The 21,043-nt window shown below is 66.5% G+C and carries 22 protein-coding genes; 13 read left to right on the forward strand and 9 right to left on the reverse strand.

What is annotated here, in order from left to right; translation table 11 throughout:
• Positions 1–4: 4 nt before the first annotated feature.
• A complete protein-coding gene (locus KTR40_RS16800; RefSeq protein ID WP_139030634.1) occupies positions 5–274 on the reverse strand; it encodes a hypothetical protein in 270 nt (89 codons plus the stop codon).
• A 190-nt stretch (positions 275–464) separates the two neighbouring features.
• On the opposite strand from KTR40_RS16800, the gene KTR40_RS16805 reads away from it, so the two are divergent.
• Positions 465–1,067: an AAA family ATPase gene (locus tag KTR40_RS16805; protein WP_228404457.1), complete on the forward strand. Its 603-nt coding sequence runs from the start codon at positions 465–467 to the stop codon at positions 1,065–1,067.
• A gap of 65 nt (positions 1,068–1,132) precedes the next feature.
• Here KTR40_RS16805 and KTR40_RS16810 read toward each other — a convergent pair whose 3' ends face one another.
• On the reverse strand, positions 1,133–1,954 hold the full coding sequence (locus KTR40_RS16810; RefSeq protein WP_228404458.1) for a hypothetical protein: 822 nt from the start codon (positions 1,952–1,954) through the stop codon (positions 1,133–1,135).
• 222 nt (positions 1,955–2,176) lie between these two features.
• On the opposite strand from KTR40_RS16810, the gene KTR40_RS16815 reads away from it, so the two are divergent.
• Positions 2,177–2,932 carry a GntR family transcriptional regulator gene (locus KTR40_RS16815; protein ID WP_228404459.1) on the forward strand — a complete coding sequence of 252 codons (756 nt, stop codon included), beginning with the start codon at positions 2,177–2,179 and terminating at the stop codon, positions 2,930–2,932.
• Positions 2,933–2,950: 18 nt separating this feature from the next.
• Here the strand turns inward: KTR40_RS16815 and KTR40_RS16820 are convergent, their stop codons facing one another.
• Both KTR40_RS16820 and KTR40_RS16825 read right to left on the reverse strand, forming a co-directional pair.
• Positions 2,951–3,409, reverse strand: a complete 459-nt coding sequence (locus KTR40_RS16820; RefSeq protein ID WP_228404460.1) for a glucose PTS transporter subunit IIA — start codon at positions 3,407–3,409, stop codon at positions 2,951–2,953.
• Positions 3,409–3,639 carry a glucose PTS transporter subunit EIIB gene (locus tag KTR40_RS16825; protein WP_079595209.1) on the reverse strand — a complete coding sequence of 77 codons (231 nt, stop codon included), beginning with the start codon at positions 3,637–3,639 and terminating at the stop codon, positions 3,409–3,411. Before KTR40_RS16825 ends, KTR40_RS16820 begins: the two co-directional genes overlap by 1 nt.
• A 230-nt stretch (positions 3,640–3,869) precedes the next feature.
• Here KTR40_RS16825 and KTR40_RS16830 point away from each other — a divergent pair, with 230 nt between their 5' ends.
• The 5 genes from KTR40_RS16830 to KTR40_RS16850 are packed head-to-tail and all read left to right on the forward strand — an operon-like array spanning position 3,870 to position 9,560.
• On the forward strand, positions 3,870–5,120 hold the full coding sequence (locus KTR40_RS16830; protein WP_228404461.1) for a PTS transporter subunit EIIC: 1,251 nt from the start codon (positions 3,870–3,872) through the stop codon (positions 5,118–5,120).
• Between the two features lie 55 nt (positions 5,121–5,175).
• Complete coding sequence (gene nagB / locus KTR40_RS16835; RefSeq protein ID WP_228404462.1) at positions 5,176–5,955, forward strand: glucosamine-6-phosphate deaminase; 780 nt, start codon at positions 5,176–5,178, stop codon at positions 5,953–5,955.
• A gap of 2 nt (positions 5,956–5,957) precedes the next feature.
• Positions 5,958–6,725 (forward strand): copper homeostasis protein CutC, encoded by a 768-nt coding sequence (locus KTR40_RS16840; protein WP_228404463.1) that lies wholly within the window; start codon positions 5,958–5,960, stop codon positions 6,723–6,725.
• A complete protein-coding gene (locus KTR40_RS16845; protein WP_228404464.1) occupies positions 6,710–7,921 on the forward strand; it encodes an N-acetylglucosamine-6-phosphate deacetylase in 1,212 nt (403 codons plus the stop codon). Before KTR40_RS16840 ends, KTR40_RS16845 begins: the two co-directional genes overlap by 16 nt.
• 43 nt (positions 7,922–7,964) lie before the next feature.
• Entirely contained in the window at positions 7,965–9,560 is a 1,596-nt protein-coding gene (locus KTR40_RS16850) for an HNH endonuclease signature motif containing protein (protein ID WP_228404465.1), read from the forward strand.
• A gap of 17 nt (positions 9,561–9,577) precedes the next feature.
• Here the strand turns inward: KTR40_RS16850 and KTR40_RS16855 are convergent, their stop codons facing one another.
• The 3 genes from KTR40_RS16855 to KTR40_RS16865 all read right to left on the reverse strand — a co-directional run bounded on the left by KTR40_RS16855 (position 9,578) and on the right by KTR40_RS16865 (position 12,349).
• On the reverse strand, positions 9,578–10,477 hold the full coding sequence (locus tag KTR40_RS16855) for a Rieske 2Fe-2S domain-containing protein (RefSeq protein ID WP_139030642.1): 900 nt from the start codon (positions 10,475–10,477) through the stop codon (positions 9,578–9,580).
• A 78-nt stretch (positions 10,478–10,555) separates the two neighbouring features.
• Positions 10,556–10,855: a putative quinol monooxygenase gene (locus KTR40_RS16860; protein WP_228404466.1), complete on the reverse strand. Its 300-nt coding sequence runs from the start codon at positions 10,853–10,855 to the stop codon at positions 10,556–10,558.
• Positions 10,856–10,912: 57 nt separating this feature from the next.
• Positions 10,913–12,349, reverse strand: a complete 1,437-nt coding sequence (locus KTR40_RS16865) for a cation:dicarboxylate symporter family transporter (protein ID WP_228404467.1) — start codon at positions 12,347–12,349, stop codon at positions 10,913–10,915.
• Between the two features lie 240 nt (positions 12,350–12,589).
• On the opposite strand from KTR40_RS16865, the gene KTR40_RS16870 reads away from it, so the two are divergent.
• Both KTR40_RS16870 and KTR40_RS16875 read left to right on the forward strand, forming a co-directional pair.
• Positions 12,590–12,895 carry a hypothetical protein gene (locus KTR40_RS16870; RefSeq protein ID WP_228404468.1) on the forward strand — a complete coding sequence of 102 codons (306 nt, stop codon included), beginning with the start codon at positions 12,590–12,592 and terminating at the stop codon, positions 12,893–12,895.
• Complete coding sequence (locus KTR40_RS16875) at positions 12,892–14,589, forward strand: amidase (RefSeq protein ID WP_228404469.1); 1,698 nt, start codon at positions 12,892–12,894, stop codon at positions 14,587–14,589. Before KTR40_RS16870 ends, KTR40_RS16875 begins: the two co-directional genes overlap by 4 nt.
• Before the next feature lie 62 nt (positions 14,590–14,651).
• On the opposite strand, the gene KTR40_RS16880 is transcribed toward KTR40_RS16875, so the two are convergent.
• Positions 14,652–15,683, reverse strand: coding sequence for an Lrp/AsnC family transcriptional regulator (locus KTR40_RS16880; RefSeq protein ID WP_228404470.1), 1,032 nt, complete (start codon positions 15,681–15,683; stop codon positions 14,652–14,654).
• Between the two features lie 137 nt (positions 15,684–15,820).
• Between KTR40_RS16880 and KTR40_RS16885 the strand changes: the two genes are divergently transcribed.
• Entirely contained in the window at positions 15,821–17,053 is a 1,233-nt protein-coding gene (locus tag KTR40_RS16885) for a M20 family metallopeptidase (RefSeq protein WP_228404471.1), read from the forward strand.
• A gap of 62 nt (positions 17,054–17,115) precedes the next feature.
• A complete protein-coding gene (locus tag KTR40_RS16890; protein WP_139030649.1) occupies positions 17,116–18,405 on the forward strand; it encodes an MFS transporter in 1,290 nt (429 codons plus the stop codon).
• 81 nt (positions 18,406–18,486) lie between these two features.
• Here KTR40_RS16890 and KTR40_RS16895 read toward each other — a convergent pair whose 3' ends face one another.
• Complete coding sequence (locus KTR40_RS16895; RefSeq protein ID WP_139030650.1) at positions 18,487–18,885, reverse strand: cupin domain-containing protein; 399 nt, start codon at positions 18,883–18,885, stop codon at positions 18,487–18,489.
• Positions 18,886–19,230: 345 nt separating this feature from the next.
• On the opposite strand from KTR40_RS16895, the gene KTR40_RS16900 reads away from it, so the two are divergent.
• On the forward strand, positions 19,231–20,031 hold the full coding sequence (locus KTR40_RS16900; RefSeq protein WP_228404472.1) for a hydroxypyruvate isomerase family protein: 801 nt from the start codon (positions 19,231–19,233) through the stop codon (positions 20,029–20,031).
• A 107-nt stretch (positions 20,032–20,138) separates the two neighbouring features.
• Positions 20,139–21,017: a 2-hydroxy-3-oxopropionate reductase gene (locus tag KTR40_RS16905; RefSeq protein WP_255708269.1), complete on the forward strand. Its 879-nt coding sequence runs from the start codon at positions 20,139–20,141 to the stop codon at positions 21,015–21,017.
• Positions 21,018–21,043 lie beyond the last annotated feature (26 nt).

A 21,043-nucleotide genomic window follows, 5' to 3' on the forward strand; every position in this document is an offset into this window, starting at 1 on the left:
GGGTTTAGACCTCGTCGTCCCAGGTTCCCGGCTCCTGCAGGGCTTCCTCAGGCTTGTGCTCCCGGGGCGGTTCGCCGCTGCCGGAGTAGGATGCAGGCACGGTTCCTGCGGCATGCGCCTGCTGCTCCTCGCGGATGTTCCCGGCCCCGGGCAGTTCCGGGTGTTGTCCGCTTTGCGGGGCTTGCTTGGCTTCGTTGGATTCCAGGGCTTCGTCCGGATCCCCCGGGCCGCGAAGGTCTGCGGTGTTCTTCGGCTCGTCATTGCTAGCAGTCATGGTTCTGCCTTTCGCTTGGGAACTGCGGTGTCCGGCGGGGTGTACCCGTACCGTTCCGTTCTCCAGCCTACGGGCTGGGGCCTTCCGGCGGCCGGAACCTGTGAATTGGCACTCAAAAATCTGTGAATCGCGGGTCAGCCGGGACTTCCGGGGCGTACCCTGCGTTAACCCGATGGCGAGAGGAGGCCAGATGATCATTGTCCTGACCGGAATTGACGGTTCGGGAAAGTCCACGGCCGCCCGAGCCCTGGTGTCAGCCGTTGAGGCCGACGGCTGCCGGGTGCTGCTGCTGAACAACCATGCGGGCAGGCGCAGCATGTCAGTCCTGGGTGCAAAGCTGGGGATCCGCCTGCCCGACCGCGTGGCGGACGCGATCGAGACCACATTCCGGGTGTGGAACGTGCTGGTAAACCATCTGCGGGCCAGCCGCTTTGACGGCCTGGTGGTAATGGACCGGCACCTGTACTGCCAGCTGGCCCTCCGCGGAACGAAAGGCCTGCGACGCGGCCGCCTCCTCCCGTGGCTGCTGGACGCGCTGCCCGCCCCTGCCGCCGTCGTGCACCTCGAGGTGGACCCGCGGCTGGCGCACCACCGCATCGTCTCGCGCGGGACGGACGCGGAGACGCTGGATGACCTGGTCGCCTTCGACCGCGCCTACCGCCAGCTGCCGGAATACAGCAGCTTCCTGAAGGTTGACGCTTCGGCGCCCAGCCCCGAGCCCGCGCGGCGGCTGGCCGTCGTCGTCCGCCAGCTGAAGACCGCGGAGGCACAGGCGGCGCTCCAGAACGACTGAGCGGCACATCCGGGGAGGGCGGACGGACCCACAGTCCGCCTGCCCTCCCCAGGAGGCGTTAAGCGCTAGCGTGTTGCAGTAGGTGTAGCCGAGGACGTCGCGGACTCGGTCTCCGTCGGCGTAGGTGAGGCCGAACGGTCCGGTGAGGATGTGCTCGTTGAGCGGGACGTGCTGGTGGACGTCGGGCTGGAAGTCCCGCTGCCGCCGTCGGCCTTCTTCAGCACCTCGTTGATGAGGTCCTCAAGCTCCTTCTGGTCCGGGTCGCCGAGGTTCGCGCCGCTCTTGGTGGCCACCACCAGCAGCCGGCCCTGGGCAGCAGAAACCTGCATCAGCTTCTCCTGGTTCTCGCCGCTGCGGGTGCTCAGCGTGGCGAAGGTCTTCTCGGCCGCAGTCTCGGCCTTCAGTTCCTCGCTGTTGACCTCGTACTTCTGTCCCAGCGCCGAAACGGAGAACTTTGCGCACTGGTCCATCTTGCCGCTGATCCCGTCCAGGACCTCGACGGCGTCGGGCCCTTCGCTGCCCGACTGTGCGGACACGGTGCGGGGCTGGTCGCCCTCGGAAAGCGCGACGGCGACGCTTCCGCTCTCCACGGTATCCAGCAGCCCGGCCGTGGCGATGTCCTTGCAGTCCGCAGGATCCACGGTTGCGGTGCTCAGGAGCAGGTTGGCGATGTTTCCGCCCTGGTCCACCTGTTCCTTGGAGTACAGCTTCAGCTCGTTGCCGTCGTCGTCCTTCATGCCGGAGATCAGCTCGCGGAGCTCATCCTCGCTGTAGACCTTCGCCTCAGCCGTGGCGGAGGCAGACGCCGAAGTCGCCGAAGGGGAGGGGCTGGCAGCACCACCGCCGCCGCCCGTACAGCCGGCCAGCGCAATCATCGCTGCTGTCATCAATCCAAGCGCAGGAACTTTTCGCATCAGGTACAACCCCTTTGAAAATAGGAAGCATGCTTAGTGTTTCTAGCCTAAGGGGTTTGGAGCGCTGAGCGAAATATCGGCGCGGTAACTTTTCTGGCGGATGCCCAGTCCAAGGGCCCGACACGAATGGTGCTGTATGGAATAATCCGAAGAAGTGGTCCTTACCGGACCGCTCCACCGATCGGAGGGGCAGACGTGCCAGCCACAGCAGCAGGGAGCAGCGCCCCGTCGGCGGGACCAACCATCAACAACTCGCAGGTCCCCAAGCATGAACAATTGCGCCTGATCATCCTGAAGCTTGCCAAGGACGAGCTGGAGCCCGGCGCCCGACTGCCAAGCGAGCGGGCCCTTATGGACTCCTACGGCGTCAGCCGGATTACCGTCCGCGCCGCCATCGGCCGACTGGTCAATGAAGGGCACCTGGTCCGGGTTCCCGCAAAGGGCACTTTCGTGGCGGACTCCCCCGTGCAGTCCACCCTCCACCTGGCCTCCTTCACGCAGGAGATGGAAGCCATGGGACATGTTCCCAGCACCGTGGTGCTCGTGGCCGAGGCCTCCGCAGCCCCGGATGACACTGCGGAGGCGCTAAGCCTGGACCCAGGGTCAGAAGCGATCCACCTCAAGCGCCTCCGGCTGGCAGACGGCCGTCCCGTAAGCGTTGACGATGCCTGGTACAACCCGGCGCATGCGGCGGGGCTGCTTGATATCGACCTGACCGGCTCCGTATACAAGGCGCTGGCAGCGCAGTTCGGCCACCAAATCGACAGGGCACGGCAGAGCGTGCGTTCCGAGGGCGCCCCGGCGGACGTCGGGGCGCTCCTCGGAACGGGAACAGGTGCGCCGGTGCTGGCCTTCGACAGGGTGTCCTATTCAGGGCCCCTGGCCATCGAGCACTCGCGCTCCTGGTACCGCTCGGACCGCTACTCGCTCACCATGGAAGTCCGGCTCTAGGACCGCCCTGCCCGCGTTTTAGTCCAGCGAAAACAGGCCGGCGCCGGCCGTTACGGCACCGGTTGCCATGAGCGTTGCCGCGTCCGGCTTGGTATCAAGCACGACGACGGGACTCACCATCGAGTAACCGGCGGCCAAGGCGGCGGCGGGGTCCACATGCATTACGGGCTCACCGGCGCCCACGGTGTCGCCCTGGGCGATCAGCAGCTTGAAGCCTTCGCCCTTGAGCTTCACGGTATCGATGCCCACATGGGTGAGCACTCCCCTCCCCGCTGACTCCACCACCACGAAGGCGTGCGGCAGGAGCTTGACGACTTTTCCGGCGACCGGGGACACGACGTCGAACACCTCCCCCGCCGGCGGCTCAACGGCCGCGCCGGAACCCACCATCTGGCCTGCGAAGACGGGATCGGGGACGTCCGACAAAGGAACAACGCTGCCGCTGATGGGCGCGTGGACAACAAGCGTTTCCGGCATCAGAGCAGGTCCTCGATGTCTTCCGCCAGGTTGTCCGCTTCCGGGCCAACAATGACCTGGACTGCGGTGCCTGCTGCGAGGACGCCGTGGGCTCCGGCCGCCTTCAAAGTGGCTTCGTTGACCAGAGACCCGTCCTTCACCTCGGTGCGCAGGCGGGTTATGCAGGCCTCGACCTCCACGATGTTGGCCGCTCCGCCAAGGCCCTCAATGATCTTTTCTGCTTTGGACATGGCTGCCCTTTCTGACGGTGCCCCGGGGAGCACTGCTTCAGCACCAGGACCGGCGGCCCAAGTGCGACCAATTATGTTCCCGTTCATCGGAACTGTCAGCGCCTGCCCTGTAGAAGTTCTACCTTGACATGCGCTCGTGGGATGAATCACACTGAACTGGTCATAACCAGACAGTACCGGCTGGAACCGTTTCTTCACAAGCCCCACCCGATCCCCGCAGAGGTGTAACCATGTCAACGTCCGAGACCACCGCCCTGGCTCCAGAGAAGAAGCCGAACAGGGCCTTCGCAACCCTCCAGCGGCTGGGCCGCTGCCTGATGCTGCCCATCGCCGTCCTCCCCGCCGCCGGCATCCTGCTTCGCATCGGGCAGGCAGACCTGTTGGGCGCGATCCCCGGTTTCGAAGGCGGCGCAGCCGTCATCTCCGCCGCGGGCAACGCCGTCTTCACCTGGCTGCCGCTCATCTTCGCCGTCGGCATCGCCATCGGCTGGGCCAAGAAGGCCGACGGTTCCACCGCATTGGCAGCAGTGGTGGGATACATGGTGATTGACGGCGTCTTCAAGGCCATGTCCCCCCTGGTCCTGGCCGACCAGGTTGACCCCGCCGGCAAGCCCGCCATGATCAACTACGGCGTCCTGGCCGGCATTGTGGTGGGCCTGCTGTCCGCCATGCTTTGGCAGCGGTTCTACCGCACCAAGCTGCCGGACTTCCTGGGCTTCTTCAGCGGCCGCCGCCTGGTGCCCATCCTGACGTCCGTCACCAGCCTGGCAGCCGGCGTCGTCCTTGCCCTGTTCTACCCGCTCTTCAACGCCGGGCTCTCGGCAGTGGGTGAAGCTGTAGCCGGCAACGCCGTGGCCGGTGGCGGCGTCTATGGTTTCGCCAACCGCATGCTCATCCCGGCCGGCCTGCACCACATCCTCAACTCCGCCGTGTGGTTCCTCATTGGCGACTACACCGACGCCTCCGGCCAGCTGGTCCGCGGCGACCTGAACCGCTTCTTCGCCGGCGACCCCAGCGCAGGCATCTTCATGACCGGTTTCTTCCCTATCATGATGTTCGGCCTGCCGGCAGCAGCCCTTGCCATCTGGCGCCATGCAAAACCCAGCCAGAAGAAGGTGGTTGGCGGCATCATGCTCTCCACAGCCCTGACCGCATTCTTCACCGGCATCACCGAACCGCTTGAGTACTCCTTCATGTTCGTCGCTTTCCCCCTGTACATCGTGCATGCGGCCCTGACCGGAACGTCCATGGCCTTGGTGAACGCGCTCGACATCCACCACGGCTTCACCTTCTCGGCAGGCCTGATCGACTTCGTCCTCAACTTCGGCAAGGCGCAAAACGGGTGGCTCCTCATTCCCATCGGCCTGGGCTACGCGGCGATCTACTACTTCCTCTTTTCCTTCGTCATCAAGCGCTGGAACCTGCGCACCCCGGGCCGCGAGGACGACGAGATCACCGTGGACACTGACGCCGCCAAGTAAATCGCGGCCGATCCCCGCACCAGCAAACTCCGCACCGGCAATCGAAAGCATTCGTATGGAAATCGTTATCCTCCCGACCTCCACCGACGTGGCCCGCGCGGCCGCAGACTCCATCGAGCAGCAGGTCCGCAGCAGCCCGACGGTCCTTGGCCTGGCCACCGGTTCAACGCCCCTCGGCGTGTACCGGGAACTCATCGGGCGGCACCGGAACGGCGGGCTGAGCTTTGCCGGCACCCAGGCCTTTCTCCTCGATGAGTATGTTGGACTGCCCAGCACGCATCCCCAGTCCTACCACTCGGTGATCCGGGAGGAATTCGTGGACAGTGTGGATTTCACAGCGGGTGCAGTGCATGGACTCGATGGGGTGGCGGCGGACCTCGAAGCCGAGGCTGCACGATATGAGGCTGCCATTGCAGCATCGGGCGGGGTCGACATCCAGATTCTGGGAATCGGAACGGACGGCCACGTAGGCTTCAATGAGCCCATGTCCTCGCTGGCTTCCCGGACCAGGATCAAGACGCTCACGCAGCAGACCCGCCGGGACAACGCCCGCTTCTTCGCGGATCCCGTGGCCGTTCCGGACCACGTGCTGACCCAGGGCCTTGGAACCATCCGGGAGGCGCGGCACCTGCTCCTGCTGGCCATGGGTGAGGCCAAGGCGGAGGCCATCGCGGCTGCCGTGGAAGGTCCGGTGGCGGCACTGTGCCCTGCGTCCGCGCTCCAACTGCACCCGCACGTGACCGTCATGGTGGACGAGGCCGCGGCGTCCAGGCTCGCGCACCGGGAGTACTACCAGGACACATTTGGGCGGAAGCCCGCCTGGCAGGGGCTCTGACGGTGGCAGGCTTCCTGGGCGGGGCGAGGATGCCGCAGCTTGAGCTCGCGGTGGAAAATGCAGAGGGAGTGCGGCTCGCAGCGGCTGTTGGCGCCGCGCGGGTTGAGCTCTGCGCCGCACTCGCGGAAACGGACGGCATCACACCGAGTATCGGTATGGTGGAGCAGGCGTGCCGGGCGGGCGTCCCTGTCCACGTGCTGGTCCGCCCGCGCCCCGGCAGCTTCATTTACACGGATGAGGAGCTTGAGGTGCTCGAACGTGACGTAGAGGCGGTGGTGGACGCTGGTGCCGCGGGAGTCGTCGTGGGAGTTTTGGCGGACGACGGCGGCCCGGACGTTCCGGCGCTTCGGCACCTTTGTGGGGCAGCTCGCCGTCGTGATCCTGCTGTGGAAGTGACGTTCCACCGGGCGTTTGATGCTGCCCTCGCCGCGGGCACGGGCCCTGCGCACGCATTGGCCAGCTTGGAACGCGCCGGCGTGAACCGCGTCCTCACCAGCGGCGGAAGCCCCGACTGCGCCGCTGGACTTCCCATGCTGGCACGCTTGGTGGAGCTGGGACGCAGTCATGCGCCGTCGGTACAGATCATGGCGGGCGGCGGGGTGCGGCTGGAATTGATGGCCGCGCTGGTTCACAGCGGGGTCCACGCCATCCACACGTCGGCGCGGGGGCTGGACCTTTCCGCAGGGACCAGGGCACGTGCCGCGGACCCGTCACTGGCTGCCGGAATGGCGGCAGCCCTACTGGAGGCCGGGCCATGGGCAAGGAATTGATCCTCCGCGGCCGGGTGGTCTCCGCAACAATGGACATTACGGACGGCCTGGTAGCGGTCGACGGCGGACTGGTCACCTACGCCGGGCCGGCGTCGGAATTTCACGGCGAACTTGCGCCCATTGGCGAGGTGCCCAAGCGCATCATCCTGCCGGGCTTGGTGGACCTGCACTGCCACGGTGCCCATGGCTCGGACTTTTCCGAGGGATCGGTGGAAGGGGCCCGGGCTGCCGCCCGCTACCTGCACAGCCGCGGAACCACCACGTTGCTGGCGAGCCTGGTCACGGCGGCTCCCGCGGATCTTGTCCGGAACCTGGAAGTGCTGCGGGTCCTGGCAGAAGAAGGACTGCTTGCCGGGTCGCACCTGGAAGGACCTTTCCTCTCCCCCGGGCAGTGCGGCGCCCATGATCCGGAGCTGCTGCTGGAACCCGACGCCGGGCTGATGGCCCAATTGTTGGAGGCGGCTGGACCTTCCCTGGCTTCCGTGACGCTGGCAGCCGAACTGCCGGGCGCGTCCGGACTGGTCGATCTGCTGGCGTTGCGGGGAATCATCCCATCCCTGGGGCATACGGGGGCAGACACCGCCGCCGCTTGTGCGTTCCTGGAGCGGGCAGCTGGGGGGCTTGCGGGGGCCACCAATCCCACCGGCCGGATCCGGCCGACCGTGACGCACCTTTTTAATGCCATGCCCAGCCTGCACCACCGCTCCCCCGGGCCGGTGTCCGCCAGCCTGAGTGCGGCCCACGCCGGAAACGCCGTGGTGGAACTGATTGCCGACGGCGTCCATCTGGCCCCCGAGACGGTCAAAATGGTGTTCGACCTGGTGGGGGCGGAAAACATCGCGCTGGTCACGGACTCCATGGCGGCGACTGGCTTGGAAGACGGCCAGTACCGGCTGGGCACGCTTGCGGTGACGGTTGACGGCGGCGTGGCCCGGGTGGACAGCAACAATGCGATCGCCGGCGGTACGGCGACCTTGCTCGACGTCGTGCGGTCCACGGTGGCCGCCGGCGTCACCCTTCAGGAAGCCACGACGGCGGCCACGGCGGTTCCTGCGTCCGTCCTGGGATTATCTGCGCAGGCAGGCGACCTCCGCGAAGGCATGCCGGCCGACGTCGTCGTGGTTGACCCTGAGCTGACCCTGGCTGGAGTCCTGCGGCGGGGCGAGTGGGTGACCGCGCTTCAGCGGTCCGCTTAGCGTCGCACCTCAAAATGTCAGACCCCAGTTAGAGGATGTTTCTATGGGAAACGGCGCGGGGACTGACCCCGGGATCGCAGCGGGGACTGCAGCGGTGATGGAGGGCATTCACGCCTCCGTCGGTGCCCTTGACGCGCTGTTCCTTGAGGACGCTTCCCTGGACACGGCAGCCGCGGCCGGTGCCGGGGTTGATGCCCTGCAGCGCGCCTACGAGATCCGCCTGGAACGGCTGGCACAGACCAAGCGGATGGAAGCCCAGCTCGCCGCGCTCAAAGCCCGGGACACTGCCGAAGCCATCGAACTCCAGCACGCCATGACCCCACCCGGAGCGCCCGTGCACGAACGGGCCTACGCCGAAATGTCAGCGGTCGAGGAAATCGCCGGGGTCCTGACCATCAGCTCCCCCGCCGCCGGGGCGCTCGCCACCTTGTCCCGGCAGCTCTGCGCCCTCCCGCTGGCCCTGGACGCCCTGGCCGCCGGGACCATCTCCTGGCAGCACGCCACAATCATCGCCGACGAAACCCACGGCCTCGGCCCCGCCGGCGCCGCCGCCCTCGTAGCCCACTTCCTGAACCCGGGCACGCCCCGCCCGGCCCGCGGCGCCGCACCCGGTGACCTCGTCCCGGCACGGTTCCGCGCCAGAGTCCGCACCTGGCGGGAACGCCACCACCCCGAAACCCTCGAAAAACGCCACACCAAAAGCGCCGCCGACCGGCGCATGGAATACGCCCCGGACCGCGACGGCATGGCCTGGCTCTCCCTCTACCTGCCCGGCCACACCGCAAACGCCATCTGGAACCGCACCACCGCCCTCGCCCGCGGCGCCCAAAACCCCAACGAACACCGCACCCTCACCCAACTCCGGCCCGACATCGCCGCACACCTCCTCCTCAGCACACCCAACACCCGCCACGCACACACCTGGGACGGCGGGCACACCGGGGACACCGCGGACGGCGGGCACACCGGGGACACCGCGGACGGCGGGGACAGCGGGGACCCTCTCAAGGGCGACGCAGCGGGCATCAGCAGCGTCCCAACACCCAAGGCAGACGTCCTTGTCACCGTCCCGGTATTCTCACTTCTGGGCCTCACCGACGAGCCCGCCATGCTGGACGGCTTTGGTCCGATTCCCGCCACCATCGCCCGCAAACTCCTCACCGACGGCGCCAGCTCCTTCCACCGAGTCCTCGTCGACCCCCGCGACGGAGCACCACTGGACATCGGACGGACCAGCTACCGGCTCACCAAAGCCATGAAACACGCACTCCGCCTCCGCGACGGCAGATGCACCTTCCCCGGCTGCAACAACCACACCCCCGACAACGACGCCGACCACCTCACCGCCTGGCACAACGGCGGCACCACCGCCATCAACAACCTCGGACAACTCTGCCCCAAACACCACCGCCTCAAACACAACAGCGGCTGGACACCAAGCCCGGCAACCACCAACGAACCACCCAGCTGGACCTCACCCACCGGACGCCACTACACAGCCGAACACCACCACTGGGAACCACCACAATGGCCACCCGGGACACTCTCCACCGCAACACCCAGGCCCCTGCCACCCGCACGCCGGCCACCCCAAAAAAGCCCCCTCGAACACGCACTCCAAAACCTGCTGACCGGCTGAGGCAACCGACGCAATGCTCAGTCGGCCCCCGGCAGGCACACCTCAACGAGGCCGCCGCTCACGCGCGTTTCGAACAGCGGCTGCCTTGCCGTTGCGGGACCGGCAAGCACTTCTCCTGTTCGCAGCGAGAAGGTGCTTCCATGCCATGGGCAGACGACGCAAGCGTCACCGCCGGCAGCGGCCCCGCCCTGAAGCCTGCCGCCCTTCAGCTTGCCTTCGTGAAGCGGCCCGGAGAGGTGGCTGCACACGTCGGACAGCACGCGGACATCGTCCGCCTCCCGGTAAACAAGCAGCGGAATCTCGGCAACAACAATCTTGTGGAGCTTTCCCTCGGGCAGTTCCGCCAGCGGCCCCAAGGGCTGCCATCCACTCGGGAAACGGTGCGGGAGGTCCTCACTGTGGTTTACTCCGGACGCCTGCCGGTAAGTGAGGTGGCCGCCCAGGAAACCGCCGGCACCCACTACGGCAAGGCCAAGGTACGCCAGCACCTTGCCGCTTCCCCTGCCTCCCTGTGCACGTGCCACCAGGGAGGCAACATAGAGGCTCGTTGCCGTGATGTTGGCAGCAGCGTGGACCAGCCCAACCCGCTGCTGCTGGCTGTGCAGCTGCGACCAGTCAGTAAACCCCGCGACGGCCGAAGGCACGGCCGTGCCCGCCCCCACCCCGATCAGGACCGCGGCAGCCCGGTCATTACCGGGGAATGCATCCAGTACGGCGGCCGATATCCACGCCCCGAGCGGCACCTGGACCGCCAGCGGATGCACCGGGTGCCCAATCGGAACCCCATGGAGGACGTCGCGCGCCCACTTCGGGCCGATAACCCGCTTCACCACTTTTCGGACCTTCTTGGCCACGGGATCCAGCCATTCGGCATCCTCCAGGCGGGTAACAAGTTCCAGTGCAGGCAGCGGCTTCATGCGTCTTCCTTACCCCATTGCTCCGTGTCGAGTCGTTGCCGGGAAGCTTACTTGCTGGAGCAGGCGGGGCACAGGGTCTCAGCGCAAGGGCGAACCCAGCACCGTGAACGGGTGGCCGCCCATTTCGCCGGAAAGCAGGGGCATGGCCTCAGTTATCGCAGCCTGTACGCTGTCCAGTCCCAGCGAAGCCCGGTGGGCCTCCGGTGATTCCCACAGTTCACACACGAATACCGTGTCCGGCGCGGCATCGTTGATGCCCACTTCGTAGAGCAGGCAGCCTGCCTCCTTCAGCCCGGCCATGGGCCGGACCAGGATGCCGACGACGGCGTCGCGCTGGCCGGGTTTGGTCTCAAGAGTCCCCACATTCGCAAAGGTCATAGGGACAGTGTGCAGGACGGGAACGGCAGAGGCGACGGTGACGATGGAGACCGCAGGCTACCGCGCCGCTGCAGGGGAAGCTGCCACGGGTGAAGTTTCCGCCGAAGGTGACGGTTCGATCCCAGCCGCCGTAACTTGGCCGTCCGGCACGGGGGTGCTGCCCGGCTCCGTCCCCTCCGCCGTCGTCGTGTCACCGGCAAAGGCGCGGAGCATGGCAGCGTGGTCGAACTGGCCCTCCCACTTAGCCACCACAAAAGTGGCCACGCAGTTCCCCAGCAGGTTCACCACCACGCGCATGGAGTCCATCAAGCGGTCCGCGCCAAGGAGGAGGGCCACGCCGGCCACCGGGAAGATCCCCAGCGCACCGGCGGTGGCGGAGAGCGCCAGGAACGCCGAACCGGGTACGCCGGCCATGCCTTTCGAGGTGAGCATGAGGACCCCAAGGGCGGCAAGTTGCTGGCCCAGGTCCAGGTTGTACCCGAAGGCCTGCGCCAGGAACAGGAGCGAGATGGACAGGTACAGCGCGGCACCGTCCAGGTTGAAGGAGTAGCCGGTGGGGATCACCAGGCCGGTGGTGGCACGGGAACAGCCGGCATTGGTCAGCTTGGTCATGATGCGCGGCAGCACGGATTCCGTGGAGGCGGTGCCCAGGGCCAGGACGAACTCTTCGCGCGTGTACTTCACGAACTGCCACAGCGGCACGCGCGGGTAGACCCATGCCACCACGAACAGCAGGCCGATGAACACCAGCGCTGCACCGTAGCAGGCAGCGATCAGCAGGGCGTAGGTGCCCAGCGAACCAAGACCGTACTGGCCAATGATGAATGCCATTGCGCCGAAGGCACCCACCGGAGCCACGCGCATCACCCAGCCCATGATCTTGAAGAACAGTTCCAGCACGGTTTCCATCAGGGTGAGCACGGGGAGGCAGCGTTCACGCCCGACGACGACGATCGCCGCGCCGAAGAACACTGCGAAGCACAGGACCTGCAGCAGGTTGTTGCTGGCAAAGGCGCCCACCACGCTGGTAGGGATGATCCCAAGGAGGAACGCGCCGGCATCCTTGGGCGGGGCGGTGGCGGTTTTCGCGTTGAGGGCGTCCTGGGAGAGCGACGCCGGATCGATGTTCAGTCCCGCGCCCGGTTGGAAAAGATTCCCCACCACGAGGCCGAAGACCAAGGCGAAGAGCGTGGCACCCGTGAAGTAGGCCAGTGCCTTCACTCCGACGCGGCCAACGGCCTTGACGTCGCTGACAGCGGCGATGCCCGTGACGATCACCAGGAAGATCAGCGGCGCGATGATCATCTTGATCAGTTGGATGAAGCCGTCACCCAAGGGGCGGAGGGCTGCGCCGATGCCGGGCCAGAAATGGCCGATCAGAACCCCCGCAACGACTGCTGCCAGGATCTGGATGAAAAGGGACTTGTAGAGCGGCTTCCTGGGTGCCCCGGTGTGTGGTTGCGGGGAGGGAGCTCGGTTGGCGGTGATGTTCATGCCAGGCCTGTTCGTTTGGGGACGGACGACAACAAGGGATGCCGCAGGGTCACGAGCAACGCTAGGGAGCCCATGTTTCCGGAAAGATAAATCCGTAATGCGGAATCATTAAGCCGACGGAGGCCGGCGGTGCGAAATGAGCCGGCAACTTATGTGACATGACAGCGCCACAGGCGGGTGACAGTATCCCCTTGTCTCAGCTGCACGGGCTGCATGCCAGCCCCGTAGAAAAGGAGCATCATGCCCCTCACTCCCCCCACCGACGCCGAACTGGACACGATGATCAGGGCCCGCCTCGCCTCGCTCGGCATCGACCTGAACCAACTCCCGCCCGGAACCACCAGCGATCCGGAGACGGGAAGCCCCGGACAGGCATCAGTGCTGGCCAGCCTGCGCAGCTTCATGCGCACCACGGTCGCCGAACTCAGCGCCTACCAACTGCCTTTCGCTGGCCCGGCAGGCAATGCGGACCCCGCGCTCTTGTCACAGCAGGCCGCCCCTCCCGCCCTGTACCCCTCGATCGACACTGCACGGAGGACGGCATGAACCCGGTGGGAAAGCTGGAGAACCAGCCCCTGGACCGCACCATCGACCGCCGGTCGTTCGTCAACAGGTTCGCCGTGTTGGCCGCGGCCACCTCACTCGGCGCGGCGGCGCTTCCCGCAGTTGCCCACGCAGCGCCGTCGTCCGCGGTGCCCGCCGGCATCAACCCGGATGCCTACGGCGACGTCCGGCCCGAGGCCCTGGCCGATATCACCGAGCTGACCATCTCGGAAGCGGCAAGCCTCATCCGGCAGGGCCGGCTCAGCGCAGAACTGCTGGTGGAGGCCTATCTGGACCGGATCGGCGCCTTTGATGCGAGCTACCAGGCGTTCAACCTCGTCGCCGCGGACGACGCCCTGGCCAGCGCCCGAGCCTTGGCCGGCGCGGCGTACAAGGGTCCCCTGCATGGCATTCCCCTCGCCATCAAGGACAACTACTACACCCGTGCCTATCCCACAACGGCCAACTCCTACATCTTCAAGGACTTCGTTCCGCCTTTTGACGCGACGGCGGTCTCGAGGCTGGCAGGGGCCGGCGGCATCGTCCTTGGCAAGACCCAGATGGGGCCGCTCGCCACCACCCGGGCCACCACGCCGGACGGCCGCGTCACCACGGTCAATGCGTGGACACCCGGGAACCCGCAGACGAATCCCGGCGGTTCCTCGTCCGGTTCAGCCACGGCAGTGGCCGCACGGATGGCAGCCTCCAGTGTCGGAACGCAAACAGGCGGCTCCATCACCGCGCCTTCCAACGCCCAGAACCTCACCGGGCTCAAGCCGACCATGGGCCGGGTTTCGTTGTACGGCATCATCCCCCTGAGCTACACCCGCGACCACCCTGGGCCCCTTGCCAGGGACGCAAAGGACGCCGCCATCATGCTGACCGCCATGGCGGGCGAGGACCCCAACGACCCGCGGACACTGGGGCTTCCGCCGGTTCCGGACCTGGTCCAGGCCGCCACCCCGGTGAGGCGCGGCAACAAGGTGACCATGCGCTGGGGTACCCGCGTGGGCGTCATCCCGGACTTCACCGCCGGGTCCTCGGAAACCGCGGCCGCACGGAAGGCCTTCCTGGACAAGCTCGCCGGGATTGAGGGCATCCAGGTGGTTGACGTGCGGCTGCCGGAGGACTGGGACACCCTCACCAGCACGGCCTTCAACAATGTCCGGCTGCCCGAACGCAGCGAGCCCTTCCTGCCGGTGCTGCGCAAGGACCTGCGCAGCTTCGGGGTCTCCGTCACCGGCTGGCTCCAGGGTTCCATGCTCGGGGCCAACGAGTACGTGCTGGGCCAGCGTGCCAAGGTCCTCCTGCTCGAACGCGTATTGAACGACCTCTTCGAGCAGTGCGACGTTGTGCTGCAGACCAGCCCCAACCCGTTTGACGCCATCGGCCTGCCGGAACTCGCCCTGCCCATCGGCTTCGACTCCGCGGGCGTTCCCATCGGCACCATCCTGGGCGGCCAGCCCTTCGCCGAAGACCGGCTTCTTGCCGTAGCTGCGGCCTACCAGGCCGTGACGGACTGGCACCTGCGGCGCCCGGCCAACCCTGCCGGCGAATCCCCCGAGGCAATCTCCGTTGATCCGTCCAAGTCCCGGAAGCCCTTCAGCAAGAGCGCCCGGGGCAAGGTGGCGGCTTCGCCGGTCCCGCCGGGCCGGGGCCGCCTCGAGGCGCACGAGGTTGCCGAGCTGTCCCAGTAGCCGGTCCCCCCAAGCCCTCGGTCCGCCCCCTCCCCAAGCGGGCGGACCGGGACGTCCCCGTTTCAGTCCGCAGCCGGCAGCCCTTCGGCCTGCACCACCACAGCACCGCTCGACGTCGTGTCCTCCCTAAGCATCCAGCCCACCCGCTTCACCGTTCGCAGCATCACAACGCTCTCCACCAGTTCGATGTCCGGGACCTTCTGCTGCAGCGCCAGCTCGGCGTTCATAACATCCGCCAGGGACTGCAGCCACATGATGATCACGAAATTGGTGGGGCCGGTGGTGGAAGCGCTGAGCCGGACATTGCTGATGGTGCGGATTTCGGCGGCGGCAGCCTCATGCCGGCCCGCCGGAACATTCGCGAACCACTGGCAGGTCACCGGGTAGGAGGAGTAGGCCTGCGCGATTTCGCACCGGAACAGCAGGATGCCGCTGGCCAGCACCCGATTCAGCTGCCGCTGCACCGTCGCCGGATGGCGTCCCAGCCCCCGCGCGATGTCCGCCGCGGTGGCGCGTCCGTCCCGTGCCAGGTACGGCAGCAAGTCCAGGTGGCTGGCCGGCAGTTCCCCCTGTGGGCCGGGCCGCCGCGCCGCCGTACCGGCCGAGGCGCCAAGGGTCCTCAGCGCTGCCAGCTGGGATCGGTCCAGGACGTTCAGGCGCCACTCATCCGCGCTCGTGTGCAGGCGTGTGCACAGCGCCGTCTGGTATTTGGTGAGCCCCTCGACGGTCTTCAGCCTGGAAACCACCCGGCTGCTGAACTCGTCCAGTGATTTCGTGATGACAGTCAACATCAGGTCCCGGTTGCTGGCCGCCTCCTCCACGGTGACGATCTCCGGGACGGCGGCCAGTTGCGCCGTGACATGGTCGCGCAGGTGCATCTCGCAGTCCACGGCAACGAACGCGAGGAGCATCTGCTGGGGATCCCCCACCAGGTGCGCCGTGACCCACGCGGCCCCGGTTGATGCCAGCCGCTCCCACCGGCCGGCCAGCGTGGTGGCATGGACGCCCAGCACCTTTGACGCATCTGCCCAGCCCAGCCTCGGAGACGACTGCAGGACCTGGATGAGCGCCAGGTCCTCTTCGCTGAGTTCCACTGGTGCCCTCCCTTTCGCCTGCACGAATCCTGCCTAACCAGCGCGCTTCCAGAATATTTCCAGCGCTTTCGCTGCATGTGAACTGCGCCACTCCAGAATAGTCGACAGACCCGGAACACCAATCCAAGGAGTAGCCAGTGCCCGTTACAGAAGATGCCCAGGAACTGCAGGGGGAGCTCGTCCGCCTCCGCCATGACCTGCACAGGCATCCGGAAATCGGGCTCCATCTTCCACGGACCCAGGAGAAGGTCCTCCAGGCCCTGGACGGGCTTCCCTTCGAAATCACCCTGGGCAAGGAAACCACCTCCGTCACCGCGGTGCTTCGCGGCCGTGGCGGCACCGATTCCGGAAACACCACAACCGATCGGCCCGCGGTCCTCCTCCGCGCGGACATGGACGGCCTCCCGGTGCAGGAAAAGACAGGGGTGGACTACTCATCGCGGGCGGACGGCGCCATGCACGCCTGCGGCCACGACCTGCACACCTCGATGCTCGCCGGGGCCGCCACGCTCCTCGCCGAGAAGCAGCACCAGCTCCAGGGCGACGTCGTCCTGATGTTCCAGCCCGGCGAAGAAGGCTGCGACGGAGCAAGCTACATGATCCGCGAAGGCGTCCTGGACGCCGCCGGTCCCCGAGTCCAGGCGGCCTACGGGATGCACGTGTTTTCCTCCCTCGAGCCGCATGGCACCTTTTGCACGAAGCCCGGCGTGATGCTCAGCGCCTCGGACGGGCTTGAAGTCACGGTACTCGGCGCCGGCGGCCACGGCTCCGCCCCCCACGCGGCAAAGGACCCCGTGACCGTGGCGGCCGAGATGGTCACCGCCCTGCAGGTCATGGTGACCCGGCAGTTCAACATGTTCGATCCCGTGGTGCTCTCGGTGGGCGTGCTCCACGCGGGCACCAAGCGGAACGTCATTCCCGAAACGGCGCGCATCGAGGCGACGGTCCGGACGTTCTCCGAAGCATCCCGCCTGAGGATGAGGGAGGCCGTGCCGCGCCTGCTCCAGGGCATCGCGGCCGCGCACGGGGTGGAAGTCCACGTTGACTACCAGGAGGAATACCCCCTCACCATCACCAACGAGGACGAAACTCATACCGCGGAAAAGGTCATTTCAGGGCTCTTCGGCGAGCGCCGCCTTTCCCGCTGGGCCACTCCCCTGAGCGGCTCCGAGGACTTCTCCCGGGTACTGGCCGAAGTGCCGGGCACCTTCGTCGGGCTCAGCGCCGTCGCCCCTGGCGGCGATCCGGCCACCTCACCCTTCAACCACTCGCCTTACGCAACGTTCGACGACGGCGTGCTGGCTGACGGGGCAGCGCTTTACACGGAACTCGCCACCTCGCGCCTGGCGGCGCTTGCAGCGGCGTCCTAGCCGCCGTCGCCATCCCAACCCATCCCCGCCATCCTCTTCACCACGATCCTGAGGAAGTAACCATGTCCATGGCAGTAACCAAGCAGCAGACTGGACGCGTGTCCACTGCTAAGACCATCGTCGGAACCGGCATCGGCAACGCCGTGGAATGGTACGACTGGGCCATCTACGCCACATTCACGCCCTTCATCGCCAGCCAGCTCTTCAGCAAGGCCGACCCGGCGTCGGCGGTGCTGTCCACGTTGGCGATCTTCGCCGTCGGCTTCGTGGCACGGCCCTTCGGCGGCTTCCTCTTCGGCTGGATCGGCGACAGGGTGGGCCGGAAGACGTCCATGACGCTCGCCGTCGGGCTCGCCTCCTTGGGCAGCCTGATGATCGGCATCGCGCCCACGTTCGCAAGCATCGGCGCCTGGGCCTCGCTCATGCTGCTGGTGGCCCGCCTGGTGCAGGGCCTGGCGCACGGCGGTGAGCTGCCGTCGTCGCAAACCTACCTCTCCGAAATGGCACCCAAGGAGCACCGCGGGTTCTGGGCAACGCTGATCTACACGTCCGGCACAGTGGGCATCCTGTTCGGCACCCTGCTGGGCGCAGTCCTGAACATGACGCTGACCACCGAGGCCATGAACGCCTGGGGCTGGCGGATTCCGTTCCTCCTGGGCGCGGCAATGGGCCTCTACGCACTGATCATGCGGTCACGGCTGCACGAGACCGAGGCTTTCGAAGGCGAGTCCACCGCCGAAAAGCGTGCGCCCATCTGGCCGCAGATTGTCCGCCACCGCAAGCAGGCGCTGCAGGTAGTCGGGCTCACGGTGGGCCTCACGGTGATCTACTACATCTGGGGCGTCGTGGCACCGAGCTACGCCACCACAGCCCTGAAGATCGACCGCGGCGAGGCGCTGTGGGCAGGCGTGATCGCCAACATCGTGTTCATCGCTGCACTCCCCTTCTGGGGCAAGCTGTCCGACCGCATCGGACGCAAAAAGGTCCTGTGGTGCGGCGCAATCGGTGGAGGGATACTGCATTTCCCCATGACGTGGCTGCTGAAGGACTCCGCGTGGCAGCTCGCGGTAAGCATGTCCGTCATGCTGATCTTCATCGCCGCAAGCGCCGCGATTGTTCCGGCCGTTTACGCCGAGCTTTTCCCCACCTCCATCCGCACGGTGGGCGTGGGCGTGCCGTACTCCATCTGCGTGGCGGCCTTCGGCGGAACGGCCCCGTACTTGCAGCAGTGGCTGGGCACCACCATGGGAGTGCCCCAGGTGTTCAACGTGTACGCCGTGGTCCTCCTGGCCATCAGCGCCGCATTCGTCTTCACAATTCCGGAGACAAAGGGCAAGGACCTGACCCACTAGGAATCCGGCCGCCTTCCCGGCACACCACCAGTCCCCTGCCGCACGCAAGTGCGGCAGGGGACTTTTTTGTCCGGTGCTGCCTTAGATGCGGGCGTGCATCCCGAAGCTGCGGGGCCGGCCGAACGAGGCCGCGCCAAGGAATTCGACGGCGACGAACGGCTCATCGCCCACCACCCATTCGTCGTGCCCGGGAGGCAGCGCATAGGTGTCGTGGGCGTGGATCGTTGACCGTCCGCCGTCGGCCGTTTCCACCTCCAGCTGTCCTGAGATGCAGTAGCCAAGGTGGTGGTGCTCGCAGTAGGCGGTCAACTCAGCTGGCCTGGCAGAGTCGGACCACCGCCAGCCCGGCGCGAGGATCAGCCGCGCCACGGAGTAGTCGTCAACGGTGACAAGGTCGAATTCCGCCTTATCCGGGCAACGCTTCGAGTCCGGTGAATCCAGGGACTTGACCGCCAGCGCCCTGATGAAATTTGCCGTCATGAGGTCACAGCCTGTGAGTGATGGTGGGAACGCCCGGCGCGGACCAGGCGATGGTTTTGGATGCCGCCGAGCGGCGAAGTTTATCGAGACCACATAGCCGCATGCGCCTCTGCCCCGGCGCACGCCCATCCACCGGACCCTGCCGATGTATCTCTAACCGTATCCCTGCGGCGCCTGAAGTCAATGGGAAATTTGTTGGGGGCCCGCAACCCGGTTCGCCTTGACTACTCGCCCCACCCTTCCCTAAGCTTTTCATAAAGCAGAATCTAATTTCCACAAAGCGGAAACACAAGCAGCTCCGCCGCAAGGGAAGATAGATCAAAGCCCTCCTTGGAAGGACCTACGATGACGTACACAGTGAACTGCTCCATCCTCCTCACGGAACTGCCGCTGCTCGAACGCCCTGCAGCAGCCAAGGCAGCCGGCTTTGACGCTGTCGAGTTCTGGTGGCCGTTCGAGGCCTCCGTGCCCGAGGACTCCGAGGTGACCCGATTCGAGAACGCCATCAAGGACGCCGGCGTCCAGCTCACGGGCCTGAACTTCAATGCCGGCAACATGCCGGGAGGCGACCGTGGACTGGTGTCCTGGATGGGACGCGAGTCCGAGTTCAAGGACAACATCGATGTTGTGACCGGCATCGGTGAGCGCCTTGGCTGCAAGGCCTTCAACGCCCTCTACGGCAACCGGCAGGACGGCTTCACCCCCGAAGAGCAGGACGAGTTGGCGGTCAGGAACCTCGCGGCCGCAGCAGAAGGCGTCGCCCGGATCGGCGGCACAGTCCTCCTCGAACCTGTCAGCGGGGCACCCAGGTATCCGCTCCTCACGGCGGAGGACGCACTCAGGGTCATCGCCCGCGTGAAGGCGGAGGCCGGCGTCGGGAACATCAGGCTCCTCGCGGACTTCTACCACCTGTCCGTCAACGGCGACGACGTCGAAGCCGTTATTGAGAACCACGCCAAGGACTTCGGCCACATCCAGATCGCCGACAACCCTGGCCGCGGCGCCCCCGGAACGGGCACGCTCCCCCTGGGCGAATGGATCGCCCGCAGCCGCGAACTCGGCTACACGGGCTACATCGGCCTCGAGTACAAGGAACCCCAGGAAACCGCGTTCAGCTGGGCCACCCGCGAACACGCCTCCAACTAGACCCAACTAGGTAGCAGCAAGTGTCGTTTTGAACGCTCAGAACGACACTTAGCGCTACCCAGTTGGGTCCGGCATACACCACGCAGACTTCAGGAAAGAGAACCACCATGAGCAACGTTGCAGTTATCGGACTCGGAATCATGGGCCTGCCCATGGCCATCAACCTGGTCAAGGCCGGCCACGCCGTCACCGGCTTCAACCGCAGCCGGGACAAGATCGACAAGCTCGTCTCGGAAGGCGGCAAGGGCGCCGCGAGCATCGCTGACGCCGTCAAGGATGCCGACGTCGTCATCACCATGGTGCCGGACTCCCCCGACGTTGAGGGCGTAGTCAGCGGCAAGGACGGCGTGTTCGCCAACGCGAAGCAGGGCACCCTGTGGATCGACGCCTCCAGCATCCGCCCGGACGTGGCGGTCCGCCTCGCGGCCGAGGCCAAGGAAGCCGGCATCCGCCCGCTCGATGCCCCGGTCTCCGGCGGCGAACAGGGCGCCATCGACGCCGTCCTCTCCATCATGGTTGGCGGCGACAAGGCAGACTTCGACGCCGCGCAGGACGTCCTGAACGCCGTCGGCAAAACCATCGTCCACGTGGGCCCCTCCGGCTCCGGCCAGACCGTCAAGGCTGCGAACCAGCTGATCGTCGCGGTCAACATAGAAGTCCTGTCAGAAGCAGTAGTCTTCCTCGAGGCCTACGGCGTGGACACGGACGCCGCCCTCAAGGTGCTCGGCGGTGGCCTGGCCGGCTCCAAGGTCCTGGACCAGAAGGGCCAGAAGATGCTGGACCGCAACTTCGATCCCGGCTTCCGCCTGGCCCTGCACCACAAGGACCTGGGCATCGTCACCTCAGCCGCCCGTGAGGCCAACGTCGCCATCCCGCTCGGCGCGGTCGCCGCACAGCTCGTAGCCGCCACCGTCAACCAGGGCGACGGCGCACTGGACCACTCCGGACTCTTCAAGCAGGTCCTCCAGCTCAGCGGCAGGAAATAGGCACCGGCGCCAAAGGCGCCTAAGAA

The sequence above is a fragment of the Pseudarthrobacter sp. L1SW genome (genome assembly GCF_020809045.1).
Classification (GTDB): Bacteria; Actinomycetota; Actinomycetes; order Actinomycetales; family Micrococcaceae; genus Arthrobacter.

Bases quoted from the DNA above. Each gene is read 5' to 3' on its own strand.
- KTR40_RS16830 (WP_228404461.1), top strand. From the start codon at position 3,870: ATGTCAACGTCCGAGACCACCGCCCTGGCTCCAGAGAAGAAGCCGAAC.
- KTR40_RS16890 (WP_139030649.1), top strand. From the start codon at position 17,116: ATGTCCATGGCAGTAACCAAGCAGCAGACTGGACGCGTGTCCACTGCT.
- KTR40_RS16825 (WP_079595209.1), bottom strand. From the start codon at position 3,639: ATGTCCAAAGCAGAAAAGATCATTGAGGGCCTTGGCGGAGCGGCCAAC.
- KTR40_RS16900 (WP_228404472.1), top strand. From the start codon at position 19,231: ATGACGTACACAGTGAACTGCTCCATCCTCCTCACGGAACTGCCGCTG.
- KTR40_RS16845 (WP_228404464.1), top strand. From the start codon at position 6,710: ATGGGCAAGGAATTGATCCTCCGCGGCCGGGTGGTCTCCGCAACAATG.
- KTR40_RS16905 (WP_255708269.1), top strand. From the start codon at position 20,139: ATGAGCAACGTTGCAGTTATCGGACTCGGAATCATGGGCCTGCCCATG.
- KTR40_RS16810 (WP_228404458.1), bottom strand. From the start codon at position 1,954: ATGACAGCAGCGATGATTGCGCTGGCCGGCTGTACGGGCGGCGGCGGT.
- KTR40_RS16820 (WP_228404460.1), bottom strand. From the start codon at position 3,409: ATGCCGGAAACGCTTGTTGTCCACGCGCCCATCAGCGGCAGCGTTGTT.
- nagB (WP_228404462.1), top strand. From the start codon at position 5,176: ATGGAAATCGTTATCCTCCCGACCTCCACCGACGTGGCCCGCGCGGCC.
- KTR40_RS16875 (WP_228404469.1), top strand. From the start codon at position 12,892: ATGAACCCGGTGGGAAAGCTGGAGAACCAGCCCCTGGACCGCACCATC.
- KTR40_RS16850 (WP_228404465.1), top strand. From the start codon at position 7,965: ATGGGAAACGGCGCGGGGACTGACCCCGGGATCGCAGCGGGGACTGCA.
- KTR40_RS16855 (WP_139030642.1), bottom strand. From the start codon at position 10,477: ATGAAGCCGCTGCCTGCACTGGAACTTGTTACCCGCCTGGAGGATGCC.
- KTR40_RS16800 (WP_139030634.1), bottom strand. From the start codon at position 274: ATGACTGCTAGCAATGACGAGCCGAAGAACACCGCAGACCTTCGCGGC.
- KTR40_RS16895 (WP_139030650.1), bottom strand. From the start codon at position 18,885: ATGACGGCAAATTTCATCAGGGCGCTGGCGGTCAAGTCCCTGGATTCA.
- KTR40_RS16805 (WP_228404457.1), top strand. From the start codon at position 465: ATGATCATTGTCCTGACCGGAATTGACGGTTCGGGAAAGTCCACGGCC.
- KTR40_RS16865 (WP_228404467.1), bottom strand. From the start codon at position 12,349: ATGAACATCACCGCCAACCGAGCTCCCTCCCCGCAACCACACACCGGG.
- KTR40_RS16870 (WP_228404468.1), top strand. From the start codon at position 12,590: ATGCCCCTCACTCCCCCCACCGACGCCGAACTGGACACGATGATCAGG.
- KTR40_RS16860 (WP_228404466.1), bottom strand. From the start codon at position 10,855: ATGACCTTTGCGAATGTGGGGACTCTTGAGACCAAACCCGGCCAGCGC.